Genomic DNA, 17997 nt, shown 5'->3' with positions numbered 1-17997 from the left:
CATCTGTTCGGACATCTCATCTCACGGAGACTTCTCATGAAGAAACTGGCAACCCTCCTCGCAGTGACAACAGCCCTTGCTGGGCCTGCTGCGGCACAGGAGATCACCGAATTCAATATCGGCCTTTTGGGCGGTGAAAACGCGCAAGACCGTTTGGCAAATAACGAATGCTTCCGCGCCTATGTTGAAGAGGCCCTTGGCGTTCCAACCCGTTTGTTTACCCCTGCAGATTACAACGGCGTGATCCAAGGTTTGCTTGGCGGCACGCTTGATTTCGCATGGTTGGGCGCGTCTTCCTATGCCGCGACCTATATCGCAGATGAAAACGCGGTCGAGCCAGTCTTGGTTAAGACCAATTTGGATGGCTCTTTCTCGTATCATTCCATCGGCTTTGCCCGCGTTGACAGCGGCATTACCGATTTGGCCGATCTTGAAGGCAAAACCTTCGGCTTTGGTGATCCAAACTCGACCTCTGGTTTCTTGATCCCTTCGGTTGAGATCCCACAGTTGGGTTACTCGATGGAGCCAGGCGATTTCTTTGGTGATGTTGTATTCACAGGCGGTCACGAGCAGACAATCATCGCCGTAAACAATGGCGATATTGATGCAGGCGTGACTTGGGCCGATGGTTTGGGCAACTGGGAAGACGGCTACAACTCGGGCGCGTTGCGCCGCGCGGTTGATGCAGGTCTGGTTGACATGAACGACTTGGTTGAAATCTGGCGCTCTAAGCCAATTCCAGAAGGCCCTGTTGTTCTGCGTCAATCGCTGCCTGACGATGTAAAGGCGACTGTCACCGAACTTTTGGCCAATCTGCACGAAACAGATGAGGCCTGCGCCTATGGTGTGGCGGCAGGTGAAACCGCAGGTTTCGCACCCATCAGCCACGAAGCCTATGAGACCATCATCGCTGTGCGTTTGGCACAAGGCAACTAAGCCCTTGTTGCACACTGGTGCATGACATTGGGGGGTGCGCAGATTTGCGCGCCCCCACCTTTACGAAAGGTTGACCATGACCGATATCACCTCATCCCAGATGGATCGAGAAAGACGGGAAACAGTGCGCGAAGATTATCTGCAGATGACGCAGCGCCGCCGTCTCTATTCAGGTCTGCTCATTTTGATCTTTGCGGTGATGTTGATTTCTGGCTTCTCTATTGCAGAAGATCGCAATGCAGGTGGTTTCTGGGACGGTCTACATCGCCTTTTTGATTTCCCTGCTGATCTGATTTCTGAGGCGATTGAAAAAGCAGCAAACCTGCCCGGCCATATGGTGGATGCACTGCCTGCTTTGATTGAGACGCTTAATATTGCGGCGGTCGCGACTTTGCTTGGCTGCGCGGGTGGGGTGGTGTTCTCGCTCTTGGGCACGCGCGGGCTGGCCTATTGGCCGCGTCTGATCCCGTTCTTTCGCCGTATCACCGATATCTTGCGCGCGATCCCTGAGGTTGTGGTGGCATTGGTGCTGATTTTCATCATGGGCGGTGGCCCTGTGCCTGCAATGATTGCCATCGCGCTGCACACGATGGGTGCCATGGGCAAATTGTTTTCTGAGGTGAATGAAAACACGGACATGAAACCTGTCGAAGGGTTGCAGTCTGTCGGTGCAAATTGGGGTCAACGGATTTGGTTGGGTGTCATCCCACAGGTTTTGCCCAATTACCTCAGCTATGGGTTGCTGCGCTTTGAGATCAATATCCGCGCGTCAGCCATTCTTGGTTTTGTGGGCGCGGGCGGCATTGGCTACGAGCTGAAAAATGCGCTGACCTTCGGGCAGGGCAAGTTCGATGAGGCCGCCGCCGTTTTCGTAATCCTGTTTTTGACCATTGTCGCGGTTGATCAACTCTCAAGCAGCCTGCGCAATTATTTGACCAAGGGGACGTTCTGAGATGGTCATGGCTACCCAAGATGTTGCGGCCTTGCGTGCCTCCGAAATTCGCCGCATTGGGCGCAAGAAACTATTTGGTTTTGCGATCCCAGCGGTGATCTTGGCCTATGCGGTCTATGTCTTTTTTGCCTTTGACATTCTGGGTCTGGCAGAACGGGCGCGGATGGATAACGCGGCGGTGTTGGTGTCGGATGCGGTTAGCTATAAAACCCATGTCACGCGCGATAATCGCTCAGGCGAGATCACGGTCGCCATTGAAGGTTCACGCCGTGCCACCTATGCGCCTGATCAAATCCCCGCTTGGGCCGAAGTGGCAGGTGACACAGCCGAAATCGAACTGCGCCATGGGCATCGCGTGAGCTATGCCGGGCCGCTGATCACCTATCACCATCCTGAATTTGGCGATATTGTCATTGATACATCAAATGGGGTTGATTTGCGCCTATCCGCCGAGGCGGTTCCTGATTTCATCAATGCCTCGGGCAATCGCGTCTCGATTGCGACCGAAGGCGGGCGGCTGTCTGTCACCCGCAACCGCACCGAAACGATGCGCTATTTCGCGGGATGGGAGATGTTCTTTTTCGATCTGGCCAGCCCCTATTCGGGCATGAGCGCGGGCGAGGTTTTCGCAACCATCACCCGCGGCGCACAAATTGACCCCGCGCATTCCAATTTTGGTCTGATGTTGTCGAATGTCTGGAACAATTCAATCTGGCGGCATGGGGATGTTTTTTGGGCTTTGGGGGAAACGATCCTGATGGCCTTTCTAGGCACATTCGGCGCGGCAATGATTGCGCTGCCTTTGGCATTTTTTGCAGCAACAAATTTCGCCCCGTCCAAAGCGGTGCGCTTTGTCATCCGCCGCCTGTTTGATTTCGTACGTGGCTTGGATGCGTTGATCTTTACCATCATCTTATCGCGGGCCTTTGGGCCAGGGCCGATGACGGGGGCCTTGGCGATTTTGCTGACAGATACGGGCAGCTTTGGGAAACTGTTTTCTGAGGCCCTTGAAAATGTCGATGAAAAGCAGATTGAGGGGCTGGCATCGACTGGCGCGAATGCAGTGCAGCGTAATCGTTTTGGCGTCTTGCCGCAGGTCATGCCCATTTTGCTCAGTCAGGTGTTGTATTTCTTTGAATCGAACACGCGCTCTGCCACGATTGTGGGCGCGATTGTGGGCGGGGGCATCGGTCTATTGCTGACCCAAGCCATCCAGACCACGGCAGATTGGGAAAAGGTCACTTATTATATCACCTTGATCGTGCTGATGGTGGTTGCAATGGATGCGGTTTCTGGTCGTATACGGGCGCGCCTGATCAAAGGCGATGGGTCGGGCAAGTGATAGGCCAACATGAGTGACGCAAAAAAACTGACAGCCGATACGCCCCTGATCCATCAAGGCTGCGAAATCGCCAATTCTACCTTCGGGGCTTATTGCGAGGTGGGGGCGTTCTCGCGCGTTCTGAACTCGGCTTTCGGGGACTACGCCTATTGTGACCGCATGGCCGATATTGCCAATGCAGATATCGGCAAATTTTCGAACATTGCCGCGATGATACGGATCGGTCCAACCGATCACCCGATGCACAATGCGGCACAGCATCATTTTCTCTATCGCTCTGAGCTCTATTTCGATGACGCGTCAGACGATGCTGCATTTTTTGCAGCGCGTGCGGCGCGCCGTCTTAGCCTTGGGGCCGATTGTTGGATCGGTCATGGTGCGATTATCAAACCCGAAATCCGCGTGGGCATCGGCGCGATTGTGGCCGCGGGCGCTGTGGTGACCAAGGATGTGCCAGATTTCATGATTGTGGCAGGCACGCCCGCAAAGCCCTTGCGCATGCGCTTTGCCGATGAGGTCGCGCAAGATCTGATGGATTTGGCGTGGTGGGACTGGGATCATGCCCGTCTGCGCCGCGCACTGCCTGATTTCCGCGCGATGCCTGCGGCGGAATTTGTTGCCAAATATCGTGGGCAGCGTCCCTGATTTCATTTCTGCGCGCATTAGGTCGCGCCACGCGGGGCTTGTTTGATGGGCCGTGCCGCTTTATCCCACTTTCACAGATTGAGGATAAACGCGACCATGACCACCCGAACCGATGCCGCCAAGGCAGCACCGCCTGCAAAGGCCGCCAATGCCACGGAAGAGCGTGCGCGCTCCAAAAAGATTGGATCGCTGCGTGCGCTTGTGCCATTTCTTGTGCCGTATCGTGTCTGGATCATCGGGGCGGGTTTGGCGCTTGTGACCACGGCGCTTGTGGCGCTGATTATGCCCTTGGCCGTGCGCCGTGTCGTAGATGGGTTTGAGACAAACACCGCCGCCCTCTTGGACAGCTATTTTCTTGCTGCCTTGGGGATCGCGGGCCTTCTGGCGTTGGGGACGGGCGCGCGCTATTACCTCGTGACACGATTGGGCGAGCGCGTGATTGCCGATATTCGCAAGGCTGTGTTTTTCCGCATGATCTCCATGAGCCCAAGTTTTTATGAGAAGGTCATGACGGGTGAGGTGCTCAGCCGCATCACCACAGACACCACGCTTTTGCTCAGTGTGATCTCCTCCTCGGTGTCGGTGGCCTTGCGCAATGCGCTGATTTTGATGGGCGGCTTGGTGATGATGGTTGTCACATCGCCCAAGCTGACGGGGATGGTTCTGCTGCTTGTGCCTGCGATTATCGTTCCGATTGTGGTTTTGGGGCGCAAGCTGCGTGCGTTGTCGCGTGAAAACCAAGATTGGATTGCGCAAAGTTCTGGCGCGGCCTCCGAGGCGCTTTTGGCGGCTCAAACGGTGCAGGCCTTTACCCATGAGCGCGCCTCGTCCAACGAGTTTTCCAATGTGACCGAGGCCAGTTTCACAAGCGCCAAGCGCCGCATTTCAACCCGCGCCTTTATGACTGTCATTGTGATCTTCCTCGTTTTTGCGGGGATTGTGGGTGTGCTTTGGGTGGGCGCCCGTGATGTGCGTGCAGACGCGATGAGCATCGGCGCGCTGATCCAATTTTTAATCTATGCAATTATGGTTGCGGGTGCGGTAGGTGCGCTGTCTGAGATTTGGGGCGAATTGCAGCGGGCCGCAGGTGCGACCGAGCGGTTGGTCGAACTCGTTTATGCAGAAGATACAGTCACCGATCCCGCCCGCCCTGTGCCCCTGACCCATGGGGGCAAGGGCGATATCATGTTTGATGGCGTGGGTTTCGCCTATCCAACCCGCGCGGAAACGGCGGCCCTCACGGATGTGAGCTTCACCATTAAAGCAGGCGAGACAGTGGCACTTGTCGGGCCATCAGGCGCGGGTAAATCCACGATCTTCCAATTGCTGCAACGCTTCTATGATCCGCAAACAGGCAAGATCACCCTTGATGGGGTTGATCTGCGGGATATGCGCCGCGAGGGGTTCCGCGCGGCTATGGCGCTGGTGCCGCAAGACCCTGTGATTTTCGCGGCCTCTGCGCGTGACAATATTCGCTTTGGTCGTCCTGACGCCACCGATGCTGAGGTCGAAGCCGCCGCCCGCGCCGCCGCCGCGCATGAGTTCCTTGCGGCTTTGCCCGAAGGCTATGACAGCTATGTGGGCGAGCGGGGGATTATGCTGTCTGGGGGGCAGAAACAGCGTATTGCCATCGCCCGCGCCATTTTGCGCGATGCGCCGATCCTGCTGCTAGACGAAGCGACCAGTGCGCTTGACGCTGAAAGCGAGCGATTGGTGCAGCGCGCGGTCGCAGATCTCAGTGCCGAGCGCACGACCTTGATTGTTGCGCATCGTCTGGCAACGGTGAAAAAGGCCGACCGCATTTTGGTCTTTGATGCGGGACAGATTGTTGCCGAAGGCAGCCATGATGCGCTTGTCGCGGAAGGCGGACTTTATGCGCGTCTGGCGCGGTTGCAATTCACCGATGGAATCGCCGCTGAATAATCACAGCGTGCTTGCGAAAACGCGCTTTTCTCTTCATTCTCACGCAAAGCCTGCCGTGCGACCGCGTGCATCGTGACCGCAGGATCATTTGGGAGAATGATGGGGGGAGGCAAGGCCATGCTGCCTTTTGCGAATAATCAAGATGTGCGCAAAATTGAGACAGATCACCCGTGGCCTAAGGCCGCGCCTGCGCAAAGCATTTATGAATTGCTGACTGACGTTGCAGCGCGCCATCCCGCGCGCCCGGCGGTTACCTTTCAACTGTTTTCAGATCCTGACGCAAAAGCAGAGACATTGGACTGGCAAAGACTCAGGGCGGAGGTGACCCAACTGGCCAATCTGTTCGCGCGGCTTGGCATTGGCTCTGAGGATTCGGTGGCCTTTGTGCTGCCCAATAGCACCGAAACAGTCTTGACCCTTCTGGCGGGGATGGTTGCAGGCGTTGTGGTGCCCATAAATCCGCTGCTTGAGCCTGACCAAATTGCAAGCATCCTGCGCGAAACCAAAGCGCGGCTTGTGGTGACTTTGGCGCCATTTCCGAAAACGGATCTTGCGCAAAAGACCGCTGCCGCCGTGGCCATGGCCCCCGAAGTTGAAACAGTGTTGGAGGTTGATCTTCTGCGCTATCTGACGGGGATCAAGCGGGTGATCGTGCCCTTGCTGCGGCCCAAGGTAAAGGTGACGCATCAGGCCCGCCTGTTGTCCTTGCGCGCGGAAATGGCGGGCGAGGCGGCGGATCGCTTGCGCCACCCAGATCAGGGCCGAGATCGTATCGCGGCCTGTTTTCATACAGGCGGCACAACAGGCATGCCCAAAGTGGCGCAGCACAGCTATTCGGGCATGATCTATAATGGTTGGGTGGGTCACAGTCTGTTATTCACAGAAACCGATACCGTGCTCTGCCCGCTGCCGCTGTTTCATGTTTTTGCAAGCCATGTGATCCTGATGGGGGGATTGTGTTCAGGCGCCCATACGGTCTTTCCGACCCCGCAAGGCTATCGCGGGGCAGGGGTGTTTGATAATTTCTGGAAATTGGTCGAACGCTGGCAGGTCACCTTCTTGATCACGGTGCCAACTGCGCTTGCGGTGTTGATGCAACGGCCTGTGAATGCGGATATTTCATCGGTGAAAACCGCTTTTTCAGGGTCAGCCCCCTTGCCTTTGGAATTGTTCCGCAGATTTGAGGGGGCAACGGGCGTCAGCCTTGTCGAGGGATATGGCCTGACCGAGGCCACTTGTCTTGTCTCCTGCAACCCAGTTGAAGGTGAGAAAAAAGTGGGTTCTGTTGGGATCCCCTTTCCGCATTGTGATGTGATCATATTGAAAGATACGCCCGAAGGCCCCACGGAGTGTGCGATTGATGAGATCGGCGAAATTTGCGTGGCAAGCCCAGGTGTAACGGCGCAAGGTATTTATAAAGACGCTGCAAAATCGGCGGCGCAGATGTATCAGGGCCGATATTTGCGCACGGGCGATTTGGGGCGGTTTGATGCGGATGGGTATCTTTGGATCACGGGCCGTGCCAAGGATTTGATCAATCGTGGCGGCCACAATATCGACCCCGCCCTGATCGAGGAGGCTTTGGCCACTCATCCCGCCGTGGCCATGGCCGCGGCCATCGGGCAGCCCGACCCAATCGCAGGCGAATTGCCCTGTGCCTATGTCGAATTGGTTCAAGGCGCAGATGTGACAGTCGAGGCGCTGATGGAACACGCTCGCACGCATGTCAGCGAACGTGCAGCCGCACCCAAATATATTGAGATTCTCTCAGAACTGCCCAAAACCGCCGTGGGTAAAACCTTCAAGCCTGATCTGCGCAAGCGCGCGATTGCCCGTGTCTTGGATGCAAGCCTTGCCGAGGCGGGCTTTGCGGCCCGTGTCATGGCCGTGCGCGAAGACCCGAAATTTGGCTTGGTAGCCATGATCCATAGCGCAGATGCGGCGGAACAGGCCAAGGTGCCGTCCGTCATGGATAAATTTGCCCTTCATTGGGCATGGGGTCAGGCGTAATTTGGGGGGGATGGTGCTGCAGGGGAGGATTGAACTCCCGACCTCTCCCTTACCAAGGGAGTGCTCTACCACTGAGCTACTGCAGCACGCTTGTGGCGCGTGGATTAGACGCAATCGCAGACCCATGCAAGACCAAAGCAGGCGAAAATTTGCACCAAGGCCTAATTCCTTATGGTGGGTGCGGATGCACATGGGCAATTTTTGCCAATTTCGATTTGCATCGCGCTAGACGCGAATTGTCCGCTTCGCTATGAGAGGCGGCATGAAGCAACCATCAAACCCGCAGAAAAGATCAAATTCTGGTCAACGAAGCGCGCAAGACATTCGCACGGAGCGGTTGAAAGCAGCGCTTAAGGCCAATTTGGCCCGCCGCAAGGCGCAGGCCCGCAAAAGACGTGCGGAAGATGGCGAAAATGGCGCGGGCCCGTCATCTTGACGCGGCCTGAGCAGAGCAAAAGAGGCAGCACCCGTGGACAGTATCATCGTTAAAGGAAATGGCCCGCTTTCGGGCGAGGTTCCCATCGCGGGCGCGAAGAACACCTGCCTAAAGCTGATGTGTGCGGCCCTCTTATCGGATGAACCTTTGACGCTGACCAATGTGCCGCGCCTGTCTGATGTGGCGACACTGGGCAGCTTGTTGGAAAGCTTGGGCTGCGAAGTGGCCCGTTTGGCCGATGGCCGCGCGATGATGATCTCGTCTGCCGATGTGACCAATCTGACCGCGCATTACGACATCGTGCGCAAACTGCGCGCTTCTTTCAACGTGCTTGGGCCCTTGGTGGGCCGATTTGGTGAGGCGGTTGTCTCGCTTCCGGGCGGTTGTGCAATTGGGGCGCGCAAAGTGGATTTGCATTTGACCGCGCTTGAGGCTTTGGGGGCCACAATTGATCTGCGCGAAGGCTATGTTCACGCAACGGCAAAAAATGGCCTCAAAGGGGCTGAGATCAGCTTTCCCTTTGTTTCCGTGGGTGCCACGGAAAATGCGCTTTGCGCGGCGGTTTTGGCCAAAGGCACCACCGTTTTGCGAAATGCCGCGCGCGAGCCCGATACCGTGGCGCTGGCGCATTGTTTGCAAGGCATGGGCGCAGATATCAAAGGCGCAGGCACAGACACCATCGTTATTCGTGGCGTGGATCGTTTGCATGCAACAACGCATCGTGTCATCGCAGATCGTATTGAACTGGGCACATATATGATTGCCCCCGCGATTGCAGGCGGCAGCGTGGAATTGATCGGCGGCAGCCGTGCTATTGTGGCGGCCTTGGCCGATAAGTTGGAAGAGGCGGGGGTCGAGATTGTTGAAACCGATCGCGGCTTGCGCGTCAGCCACAAAACGGGCCGCGTGCGGGCCGTGGATGTGACCACCGCCCCATTCCCAGGGTTCCCAACTGATTTGCAGGCACAGATGATGGCGTTGATGTGCACCGCTGACGGGGTTGCCACATTGGAAGAGACCATCTTTGAGAACCGCTTTATGCATGCGCCCGAATTGATCCGCATGGGGGCCAAAATTGATGTGCATGGCGGAACAGCCAAAGTGACCGGCGTTGCACAATTGCGCGGCGCGCCTGTGATGGCCACGGATTTGCGCGCCTCGGTCAGTTTGATCCTCGCGGGGCTTGCAGCCGAAGGGGAAACCCGTGTGAACCGCGTCTATCACCTTGATCGCGGGTATGAGCGGGTTGAAGAAAAACTCAGCGGCCTTGGCGCACATATTGAACGGGTGGCAGACCATGGTTGATGCCCGATTTGAGGATGGTTTCGAAGCGCCTTTGGCGCTTGCCGCCGCAGATGCGGAGGATGTGAAAATCCTGTCTGCGCTTGCGCAAGATGCCGTCCTTACTGTGGCTGATATCAAATACACGCGCGCCAAACGTCAGGTGGTTCTGCTTCTCAATCGCTTTCGTTGGGAAAATGGGGCGCGCGTCAGCCCGCCTGAGCGGGTGCGCAGTTTGCTGATTGTGGATGATGTGCTGAGCATGGCTGCGCAAGGCATCAGCCCGCAGGCGCGCGATGTGGTTTTATCATTGCTTTCGGTCGAGTGGCAGGCGGGCGAAGATGGTATGGGGCGCCTCACCCTGACCTTTGCAGGCGATGGGGCCTTGGCGCTTGAGGTCGAGGCAATCAACCTTGCTCTGCGCGATGTGACCAAGCCCTATCAGGCCCCTTCAGGAAAAACCCCCTCGCACCCGTGACGCTTTCGCGTCTTGAGCGCGCGGCCAACACAAGGTAAGCCCCTCCTATTCTGACGGAGACGGGTATGCCTATTTTTCTGAACACGGATACGGCGGATTTTGAGGCGGCGTTTGAAGCGCTTCTCGGGATGAAGCGCGAGGATAGCCCTGATGTAGATACGGTGGTTGCCGATATCATTGCGCAGGTGCGCCGTGATGGCGATGCAGCCTTGATTGCCTTTGGCGAGAAATTTGATCGTGTCCGTCTGACGCCCGAGCAGTTGATCTTTTCCGAGGCCGAGATTGATGCGGCGATTGCCACTGTGCCCGCCGCCGAGCGCGCAGCACTGGAATTGGCCGCCACGCGCATACGCGCCTACCATGCCCGCCAACTGCCCGAAGATGCTGCGTGGCAGGACGAACTTGGTGCCAAACTTGGGTGGCGGTGGAGCCCTGTTTCACGCGCGGGTCTTTATGTGCCGGGCGGGCTGGCCAGTTATCCCTCATCCGTTTTGATGAATGCCATCCCCGCTGCCGTGGCAGGGGTTGGCCATTTGTCGATGGTGGTGCCCACGCCCGATGGCAAGGTGAACCCTCTTGTTCTCTTGGCGGCGCGTCTTGCGGGGGTGCATCGCATTTACCGCATGGGTGGTGCGCAGGCGATTGCAGCCTTGGCTTATGGCACTGAAACCGTGCTGCCCGTGGATAAGATCACAGGGCCCGGCAATGCCTATGTCGCCGCCGCAAAACGGCGGGTCTTTGGCAAGGTCGGAATTGACATGATCGCAGGCCCGTCTGAGATTTTGGTGATCGCAGATCGTGACAATGACCCCGATTGGATTGCACTGGATCTTCTGTCGCAAGCGGAACATGACGAAAGCGCGCAATCCATTCTGATCACGGATGATGCAGAATTTGGCCGCGCTGTTGCGGAGGCTGTAGAGAAACGCCTCGAAACCCTAGAGCGGCGGGCCATCGCAGGGGCCAGTTGGCGTGATTTTGGCGCTATCATTGTTGCGCGTGATTTGGATGAAGCGGCCGCGCTCTCCAACCGCATTGCGCCTGAACATCTCGAGCTTTGCGTGGCTGAGGCCGAAACCTATGCCGATAAGATCACCCATGCCGGCGCTATTTTTGTGGGGGCGTGGACGCCCGAAGCGATTGGCGATTACATCGGGGGGCCAAACCATGTGCTGCCGACCGCGCGCTCTGCGCGGTTCTCTAGCGGGCTATCGGTGCTTGATTTCATGAAACGCTCCACCATGGCGCAAATGACACCTGCAGCATTGCGGGCCATTGGCCCTGCGGCGGCAACATTGGCGAAATCAGAAAGCCTTGAGGCACATGGCCTATCCGTTTTGGCGCGGCTTGCGCGGATCAATCAGGGGGATGGTGAATGACAATGCACATTACCGATATTCAGATTGACACCTCGAATATGCCTGCGCCAACCCCTGAGATCGAACAGGAACGGCGCGTAGCGATTTTTGATCTACTCGAAGAAAACAGTTTTGTTTTGCCTGCGCGGGATGGGCGCACACCGCCCGATGGGCCCTATCATTTGGCTTTGGCCATTCGTGACAAACGTCTGGTCTTTTCTGTTGCCACCCAAGAGACGGAACTGGCCGCCGAATTTCACCTTTCACTGTCGCCATTCCGTCAGGTGGTCAAAGATTATTGGCAGATTTGTGAGAGCTATTATTCTGCCGTGAAAAAGCTACCTGCGGCCCAAATCGAGGCGATTGATATGGCGCGGCGCGGCATTCACAATGAGGGTGCGCGCGTTTTGCAAGAACGGCTTGAAGGCAAAGCCGAGATTGATACCGATACCGCGCGCCGCCTCTTTACCCTGATCTGCGTGCTGCATTTCGGGAATTGATCTGGTGGGTAAAGAATTTCCATCCTCGGTTCTGTTTTGTTGCGATCATAACGCAACCCGCTCACCCATGGCGGAAGGGCTGATGAAGAAATATTACGGCCACCGCGCCTATGTTCAATCTGCGGGTGTGCATCATGAATTGGAGATAGATGGCTTTGCCGTTTCTGTTTCCGCCGAGATTGGCGTGGCCCTTGAACGTCATCGCGTGCGCTCTTTCGATGAAATGGCGGAATGGGGGGATGATCTCTCGGGGTTTGATCTGATCGTGGCGCTTTCGCCCGCCAGTCAACGCCGCGCGCTGGATCTGACGCGTCATGCGCATCTCGATATTGAATATTGGCCCATCATTGACCCAACAGGGTTGGGCGAAACGCGCGAGGCGAAATTGGATGCCTATCGCCAAGCCCGTGATCAAATCAAAAAACGCATTCTAGATCGTTTTGGCCCCCCAGATGCGGGGCTAGAACAGGAGGGGGACTAATGGATCTGATCAATCGGTATTACGCCGCGTTTAATGCGGGCGATCTGGAGGCCATGCTTGATTGCCTCAGCGAAGATGTGGCGCATCATGTCAATGAGGGGCAGGTGCGCATGGGCAAAGCGGCCTTTGCCGATTTTTGCGCCCATATGAACCGCTGCTATAAAGAACATCTCACCGATATCGTGGTGATGCAGAATGAAGCAGGCAGTCGCGTTGCCGCCGAATTTATCGTAAATGGCACCTATCTGGCCACGGACGCAGGATTGCCCGAGGCGCGCGGACAGACATATGTCCTGCCCGCTGGCAGTTTCTTTTCCGTTGAGGACGGTAAGATCACCCGTGTTGTGACCTATTACAACCTTGCTGATTGGATCGCTCAGGTTTCGGCATGAGCCTTGACTATCGCATCTATCGCGGGGCTGAGATCGCGGCAATTGTTCCCGATCTGGCACGGCTGCGCATCACGGTCTTTCGTGATTGGCCCTATCTCTATGAGGGGGATTTGGCCTATGAGACGGGTTATCTCGCCCGCTATGCGCAAGGCGGGGCCATAGTGGTTGCCGCCTATGATGGCGCGCAGATGGTGGGCGCGGCCACGGGGATGCCCTTGCTTCAGCATGATGATGATTTCTCTGGTGCTTTGGCGGCCTGCGATATCGCCGCCGAAGATGTGTTCTACTGCGCAGAATCTGTTCTGATGCAAGACCATCGCGGGCAGGGGGCAGGGCATATATTTTTCGATGCGCGCGAGGCAGAGGCCCGCGCACAGGGAAAAACATATAGCGCCTTTTGCGCAGTGGTGCGCCCTGCGGATCATCCGATGGCCCCAAAGGACTATCGCCCGCTTGATGAATTCTGGAAAAAGCGGGGCTATCAGAAATTGGATGGCGTCTTTGCAGAATTTTCATGGCTCGATATCGGAGATTCTGAAAAAACCCAAAAGCGCCTGCAATTTTGGATCAAACAGCTATGAAATGTGCCGCCGCCGCCTATCCGCTCGATCCCTTGACCCGTTTCGCTGATTTTGACGCGAAGATCACCGCATGGGTCGCTGAGGCCGCGGATGGCGGCGCAGAGATTGCGATTTTTCCTGAATATGGCGCGATGGAATTGGCCCATCTTGCAGGGCCATCCGTTGCGGCAGATCTTGAAGGCAGCCTGCGTGCGGTCAGTGATATTTGGCCTGAGGCGGATGCCCTTTTTTCGCGGCTTGCGGTGCAGCATGGCCTTGCCCTAGTGGCCCCATCTGCGCCGATTTTTGACCAAAATTATGGGCTGCGGCCCGTCAATCGCGCCTGCATTTATGGGGCGCAGGGGCGGATTGGGCATCAAGACAAGCAGATTATGACCCGCTTTGAACGCGAGATTTGGCAGGTGCAATCGGGCGGGCCTTTGCAGGTCTTTGACCTTGGCGATCTGCGGGTGGGTGTGTTGATCTGCTATGATGCGGAGTTTCCGCTTTTGGCGCGCGCCTTGGTTGAGGCGGGGGTTGATTTGCTTCTGGTGCCATCCTGCACGGATAGTGGCGCAGGCTATTGGCGAGTGCGGGTGGGGGCGATGGCCCGCGCGCTAGAGGGACAATGCGCGGTTTTACAATCACCCACAGTCGGACAAGCGGCATGGTCGCCCGCAGTGGATGAAAACCATGGCGCAGCGGCGATCTACGGCCCGGCTGAAGCGGGCTTTTGTGACAATGGCGTGTTTGCTGAAGGCGCAATGAACAAGCCAGGATGGGTGATGGCCGATATTGACCTTGGTCGGCTGCGAGATCTGCGCCAAAACGGCACTGTTTTAACCCGCCGCGATTGGCCAGAGAGCGCCGCGCGCACAGCGCTTGTGCCGCAGGTGAAAGATTTACCTTGAAAATCCGCTCCTTTGGGCGCATTTACCGCGGCGAAGCTGCCATTTGGGGCAGTGAGAAAGCTAAGGAGAGACCATGGCCAAGGAAGAGATGCTCGAATTCCCCGGTGTCGTGAAGGAACTCCTGCCAAATGCGACATTCAGGGTCGAGCTCGAAAACGGCCATGAGATCATCGCACATACGGCAGGCAAGATGCGCAAAAACCGTATCCGCGTTCTGGCAGGCGACAAGGTGCAGGTTGAGATGACCCCCTATGACCTGACCAAGGGCCGTATCAATTACCGCTTTAAGTGATTTGTTTTGCGCCTGATTTTGGGATCAGCAAGCCCGCGCAGGCGGGAGTTACTGGCGGTGTTGGGGATCTCACCTGACGACATCGCCCCGCCTGAAATTGACGAAACCCCGCAAAAGGGGGAACATCCGCGCGCCTATGTCACCCGTATCGCGCGCGAAAAGGTTGCCGCCGTGTCATCTGCGCCCGAGGACATCGTTCTATGCGCAGATACGACCGTCTTTATGGGCCGGCGGATTTTGGGCAAGCCTGCGGATGCCGTGGAGGCTGAGGCGTTTTTGCGCCTTTTGTCGGGCCGCCGTCATCGCGTCATCACGGCCTTGGCCGCCCGAAAAGGCGCGCGCGTGATCGAGCGCGCAGTTGAAAGCCGTGTGAAGATGAAATCCCTCAGCGATGCGGAAATCGCGGCTTATCTCGCGACAGACGATTGGCGCGGCAAGGCAGGCGGTTATGCCATTCAAGGCCCTGCTGGTGCGTTTATTCCGTGGATTTCAGGCAGCTATCCCGCCATTATGGGCCTTCCTTTGGCGGAAACAGCCAGTGCCTTGGCGGCCTTGGGCTATCCCGTTTGGAGGCAAGAATGAAGGGCTGCGTTATTGCATTGGATGAGGTTGCAGGGCGCAAGGCGGCGGCATTGATCGTTGATGGCCGCTTGCAGGATATCCGTATTGATCCCCCCGAAAATGACCCAAGCCCCGAGATTGGCGAGATTTACCGCGCCAAGGTGGCCCGTGCCATGGGCGGGCAGGGCGGCGTTATGGTTACCCTTCCCGATGGGCAATCGGGATTTTTGCGCGGGGTCAAAGGCCTTGAGCAAGGGGCAAGCGTGATTGTTCAGGTGATGGGCTATGCCGAAGGCAATAAGGCCGCGCCTGTGACGACAAGGCTGTTGTTCAAAAGCCGCTACGCCATTGTCACGCCCGCGGCGGCAGGATTTAACATCGCCCGCTCGATCCGTGACGAAGAAGACCGCGATCACCTGTTGGAACTGGCCCATGAGGCGATGGAGGGCGCGCCTGAGGATTTTGGCGTGATCATTCGCTCAGCCAGCGCTGAGGCGGTGGATGAAGATATAGTTGAGGATGTCAGCGCCATGCGCGCCTTGGCCGAGGCCGTGGTGGCCGATATGAATGGCGCCCCCGAATTGCTGGTTGCAGCCCCCACATCTCATGAGGTGGCGTGGCGCGATTGGACAAGCCCAATGCCTGATGAAGTGGTGGAAAGCCCCACCGCCTTTGCCGATCTCGGCGTGGAGGAGGCGGTTGATGCCCTCCTCTCCCCGCGGGTGGAGTTGGGTGGTGGCGCCTGGGCCATGTTTGAACCCACCTCTGCCCTCGTGGCGATTGATGTGAACACGGGCGGTGATTTATCCCTTGCGGCAGGGCTGAAGGCCAATTTGGCTTTGGTGCGTGATTTGCCGCGTCAATTGCGTCTGCGTGGGTTGTCGGGGCAGATTACAATGGATTTGGCCCCGATGCCGAAAAAAGACCGCCGTCTGTTCGAGGATAAATTGCGCAGTGCCTTGCGCTCTGACGCGACTGACACGGTGCTTGCGGGATGGACACCGCTTGGCCATTTTGAACTGCAGCGCAAGCGCGACCGCGCGCCTTTGCACGAGATATGGCCGTCATGAGTTGCCCGATTTGTCAAAAAGAAACAGTCGCGGCTTATCGCCCTTTTTGCTCGCGCCGCTGCGCGGATGTGGATCTGGCGCGATGGTTGAACGGATCATATGCCGTGCCGTCCAATGACCCCGAAGATATCGAAGAAGCCCTTGATCAAGCAGCCCGCGCCAAAGCATTTGGTCGCAACGGCGATGGCGAGGATGACGCAGGGCCGCTGCAATAGAAAAAACGCGATAATTTTGCGCAAACCCTATGGACAGCCCCCCACGAAGGCCCTAGAACGCCCCCACCCTGATGGTGTTCCGCCATCTCCCGTGCCCGGGTAGCTCAGGGGTAGAGCAGTGGATTGAAAATCCTCGTGTCGGTGGTTCGATTCCGCCCCCGGGCACCATTTATACAATAAAATCAAATACTTAAGTTGACGCTATACACGCTAAGAGTGTATTTTTCAAAAACACACCAAACACACACTTTTTGCTTTGTTTGTCGCTGGAATTTGCGCGGAATCGCTGTGTTGAACACAGCTAATCTGTCAGTTTGCTCATAGTTTGATAGACATGTTGGAGTAACGAGCCATATTGTTGGGCAAGGAGCTCAATATGCGGCAACTGCGCGACGATACACATTTGATACTTGACGGCGAAGTCCGTGTGTATCGGCGTGAGCGCAGCAAGCGGTGGCAGACGGCTTTTAGCATCGATGGGCATGTGGTGCGTGTCAGCACGGGCAAGCGCGACTTGGAAGAAGCCAAAGAGTACGCCCGTGATACATACTTAGAGTACAAGTTCCGTCATAAGAACAACCTACCAGTTGTTAGTAAGAAGTTCTCTGACGTGGCGCGGCTGGCTATTGCTGACATGCGCAAGCAGCTGGATGCGGGCTTGGGCAAGCTGGTGTATGAAGACTACATCGTCTGCATCGAACGCTATCTGATCCCATTCTTTGGCGCACAGTACGTAACCTCAATCGACTATGAGAAAATCCAGCAGTTCTATGACTGGCGTCGAAACAAAATGGGGCGGGAGCCAAAGGCATCCACGCTGAACACCCACAACTCTGCAATGAACCGTGTGTTCGATGAAGCGGTGGCACGTGGGTTTCTCGCACATAAGAACGTGCCCTTGCTAGTGAACAAGGGTGAAAAGAGCGAACGCAGGCCTGACTTTACGCGCGAAGAATACGCCACCATGATCCGGAAGCTGCCGTCATGGATCAATCAAGGTAAAGCCGGCAAGCCAACAGACATGCGGCACTTGATGCGGGATTATGTTCTGATCCTAGCCAACACAGGTATGCGTCATGGTACAGAGGCGCTGAACCTACGGTGGAAGCACATCACCCTGTTTGAAGAAAACGGCCTCCAGTATTTAGAAATGAGTGTACGCGGCAAAACAGGTCGGCGTGACATCATCTGCCGCAGCGGCACCATAAACTACCTTAAGCGCATCCACGAACGCAGCGATGACATCAAGCACATGAGCTTTGAGCGGCTCATCAAAGATCGAGTTGACCGTCCTGTATTCCGTTTGCCTGATGGCACAGTTAGCAAAAACTTGCATCAGACGTTCCGTGCCTTTCTGACAGAAACAGGGCTCATCAAATGTCCGCGCACCGGACAGAACCGAACCTTGTACAGTCTACGCCACACCTATGCGACATTTGCTCTTCTAAACGACGGCATGGATATACACGCTCTAGCAATACAGATGGGCACATCGATTGGTATGATTGAGCGGCACTACAGTCACCTCACGCCGCGTCTCAAAAAAGAAATGCTCACTGGCAAACGCTATGAACAGTCGCGACTGGAGTATGAAGAAGAGCAGGGCGCAGAGCCGTAGAAGTATAACAATGCAGTTGCGTATTTAGTATACTCT

At 56.5% G+C, this 17997-nt stretch carries 20 protein-coding genes and 2 tRNA genes; 21 read left to right on the top strand and 1 reads right to left on the bottom strand.

Annotated features, from left to right (window positions below; all coding sequences use genetic code 11):
* Positions 1-36 precede the first annotated feature (36 nt).
* From phnD to RYZ18_RS05640, 6 genes are all read left to right on the top strand, one after another.
* Positions 37-936, top strand: coding sequence for a phosphonate ABC transporter substrate-binding protein (gene phnD, locus RYZ18_RS05665; RefSeq protein WP_317655426.1), 900 nt, complete (start codon positions 37-39; stop codon positions 934-936).
* Between the two features lie 76 nt (positions 937-1012).
* Positions 1013-1888, top strand: coding sequence for a phosphonate ABC transporter, permease protein PhnE (phnE, locus tag RYZ18_RS05660; protein ID WP_317655425.1), 876 nt, complete (start codon positions 1013-1015; stop codon positions 1886-1888).
* 7 nt (positions 1889-1895) lie between these two features.
* The gene (phnE, locus tag RYZ18_RS05655) at positions 1896-3230 is read left to right on the top strand and encodes a phosphonate ABC transporter, permease protein PhnE (RefSeq protein ID WP_317655424.1); all 1335 of its coding nucleotides are present in this window, start codon (positions 1896-1898) and stop codon (positions 3228-3230) included.
* Positions 3231-3239: 9 nt separating this feature from the next.
* Positions 3240-3875, top strand: coding sequence for a chloramphenicol acetyltransferase (locus RYZ18_RS05650; protein WP_317655423.1), 636 nt, complete (start codon positions 3240-3242; stop codon positions 3873-3875).
* Between the two features lie 96 nt (positions 3876-3971).
* Positions 3972-5798 carry an ABC transporter transmembrane domain-containing protein gene (locus RYZ18_RS05645; RefSeq protein WP_317655422.1) on the top strand — a complete coding sequence of 609 codons (1827 nt, stop codon included), beginning with the start codon at positions 3972-3974 and terminating at the stop codon, positions 5796-5798.
* 96 nt (positions 5799-5894) lie between these two features.
* Positions 5895-7808, top strand: a complete 1914-nt coding sequence (locus tag RYZ18_RS05640; RefSeq protein ID WP_317655421.1) for an acyl-CoA synthetase — start codon at positions 5895-5897, stop codon at positions 7806-7808.
* Positions 7809-7819: 11 nt separating this feature from the next.
* Here the strand turns inward: RYZ18_RS05640 and RYZ18_RS05635 are convergent.
* Positions 7820-7894 (bottom strand) — tRNA-Thr (locus tag RYZ18_RS05635).
* 176 nt (positions 7895-8070) lie between these two features.
* On the opposite strand from RYZ18_RS05635, the gene RYZ18_RS05630 reads away from it, so the two are divergent.
* The 15 genes from RYZ18_RS05630 to RYZ18_RS05560 all read left to right on the top strand — a co-directional run bounded on the left by RYZ18_RS05630 (position 8071) and on the right by RYZ18_RS05560 (position 17961).
* A complete protein-coding gene (locus tag RYZ18_RS05630) occupies positions 8071-8244 on the top strand; it encodes a hypothetical protein (protein ID WP_317655419.1) in 174 nt (57 codons plus the stop codon).
* Positions 8245-8277: 33 nt separating this feature from the next.
* The gene (gene murA / locus RYZ18_RS05625; RefSeq protein WP_317655418.1) at positions 8278-9549 is read left to right on the top strand and encodes a UDP-N-acetylglucosamine 1-carboxyvinyltransferase; all 1272 of its coding nucleotides are present in this window, start codon (positions 8278-8280) and stop codon (positions 9547-9549) included.
* The gene (locus tag RYZ18_RS05620; RefSeq protein WP_317655417.1) at positions 9542-10003 is read left to right on the top strand and encodes a DUF2948 family protein; all 462 of its coding nucleotides are present in this window, start codon (positions 9542-9544) and stop codon (positions 10001-10003) included. The genes murA and RYZ18_RS05620 overlap by 8 nt, the downstream gene beginning before the upstream one ends.
* 65 nt (positions 10004-10068) lie before the next feature.
* Entirely contained in the window at positions 10069-11382 is a 1314-nt protein-coding gene (gene hisD, locus RYZ18_RS05615) for a histidinol dehydrogenase (RefSeq protein WP_317655416.1), read from the top strand.
* The gene (locus RYZ18_RS05610) at positions 11379-11861 is read left to right on the top strand and encodes a UPF0262 family protein (protein WP_317655415.1); all 483 of its coding nucleotides are present in this window, start codon (positions 11379-11381) and stop codon (positions 11859-11861) included. The genes hisD and RYZ18_RS05610 overlap by 4 nt, the downstream gene beginning before the upstream one ends.
* Positions 11862-11865: 4 nt before the next feature.
* Complete coding sequence (locus tag RYZ18_RS05605; protein WP_317655414.1) at positions 11866-12342, top strand: low molecular weight phosphatase family protein; 477 nt, start codon at positions 11866-11868, stop codon at positions 12340-12342.
* A complete protein-coding gene (locus tag RYZ18_RS05600) occupies positions 12342-12734 on the top strand; it encodes a ketosteroid isomerase-related protein (protein WP_317655413.1) in 393 nt (130 codons plus the stop codon). The genes RYZ18_RS05605 and RYZ18_RS05600 overlap by 1 nt, the downstream gene beginning before the upstream one ends.
* On the top strand, positions 12731-13315 hold the full coding sequence (locus tag RYZ18_RS05595) for a GNAT family N-acetyltransferase (RefSeq protein ID WP_317655412.1): 585 nt from the start codon (positions 12731-12733) through the stop codon (positions 13313-13315). Before RYZ18_RS05600 ends, RYZ18_RS05595 begins: the two co-directional genes overlap by 4 nt.
* Positions 13312-14205 carry a carbon-nitrogen hydrolase family protein gene (locus RYZ18_RS05590; RefSeq protein WP_317655410.1) on the top strand — a complete coding sequence of 298 codons (894 nt, stop codon included), beginning with the start codon at positions 13312-13314 and terminating at the stop codon, positions 14203-14205. Before RYZ18_RS05595 ends, RYZ18_RS05590 begins: the two co-directional genes overlap by 4 nt.
* A gap of 73 nt (positions 14206-14278) precedes the next feature.
* Positions 14279-14497 (top strand): translation initiation factor IF-1, encoded by a 219-nt coding sequence (gene infA / locus RYZ18_RS05585; protein WP_011455993.1) that lies wholly within the window; start codon positions 14279-14281, stop codon positions 14495-14497.
* Between the two features lie 6 nt (positions 14498-14503).
* Positions 14504-15079 (top strand): Maf family protein, encoded by a 576-nt coding sequence (locus RYZ18_RS05580; protein ID WP_317655409.1) that lies wholly within the window; start codon positions 14504-14506, stop codon positions 15077-15079.
* A complete protein-coding gene (locus RYZ18_RS05575; RefSeq protein ID WP_317655408.1) occupies positions 15076-16128 on the top strand; it encodes a ribonuclease E/G in 1053 nt (350 codons plus the stop codon). Before RYZ18_RS05580 ends, RYZ18_RS05575 begins: the two co-directional genes overlap by 4 nt.
* On the top strand, positions 16125-16343 hold the full coding sequence (locus RYZ18_RS05570; protein ID WP_317655407.1) for a DNA gyrase inhibitor YacG: 219 nt from the start codon (positions 16125-16127) through the stop codon (positions 16341-16343). The genes RYZ18_RS05575 and RYZ18_RS05570 overlap by 4 nt, the downstream gene beginning before the upstream one ends.
* Positions 16344-16436: 93 nt before the next feature.
* A tRNA-Phe gene (locus tag RYZ18_RS05565) sits at positions 16437-16511 on the top strand.
* Between the two features lie 208 nt (positions 16512-16719).
* Positions 16720-17961 carry a tyrosine-type recombinase/integrase gene (locus RYZ18_RS05560; protein ID WP_317655406.1) on the top strand — a complete coding sequence of 414 codons (1242 nt, stop codon included), beginning with the start codon at positions 16720-16722 and terminating at the stop codon, positions 17959-17961.
* Positions 17962-17997: the final 36 nt, after the last annotated feature.

It is taken from the genome of Roseovarius sp. 10 (assembly GCF_033100315.1).
Lineage (GTDB): Bacteria > Pseudomonadota > Alphaproteobacteria > Rhodobacterales > Rhodobacteraceae > M30B80.
This window is presented reverse-complemented; position numbering and strand designations above follow the sequence as displayed.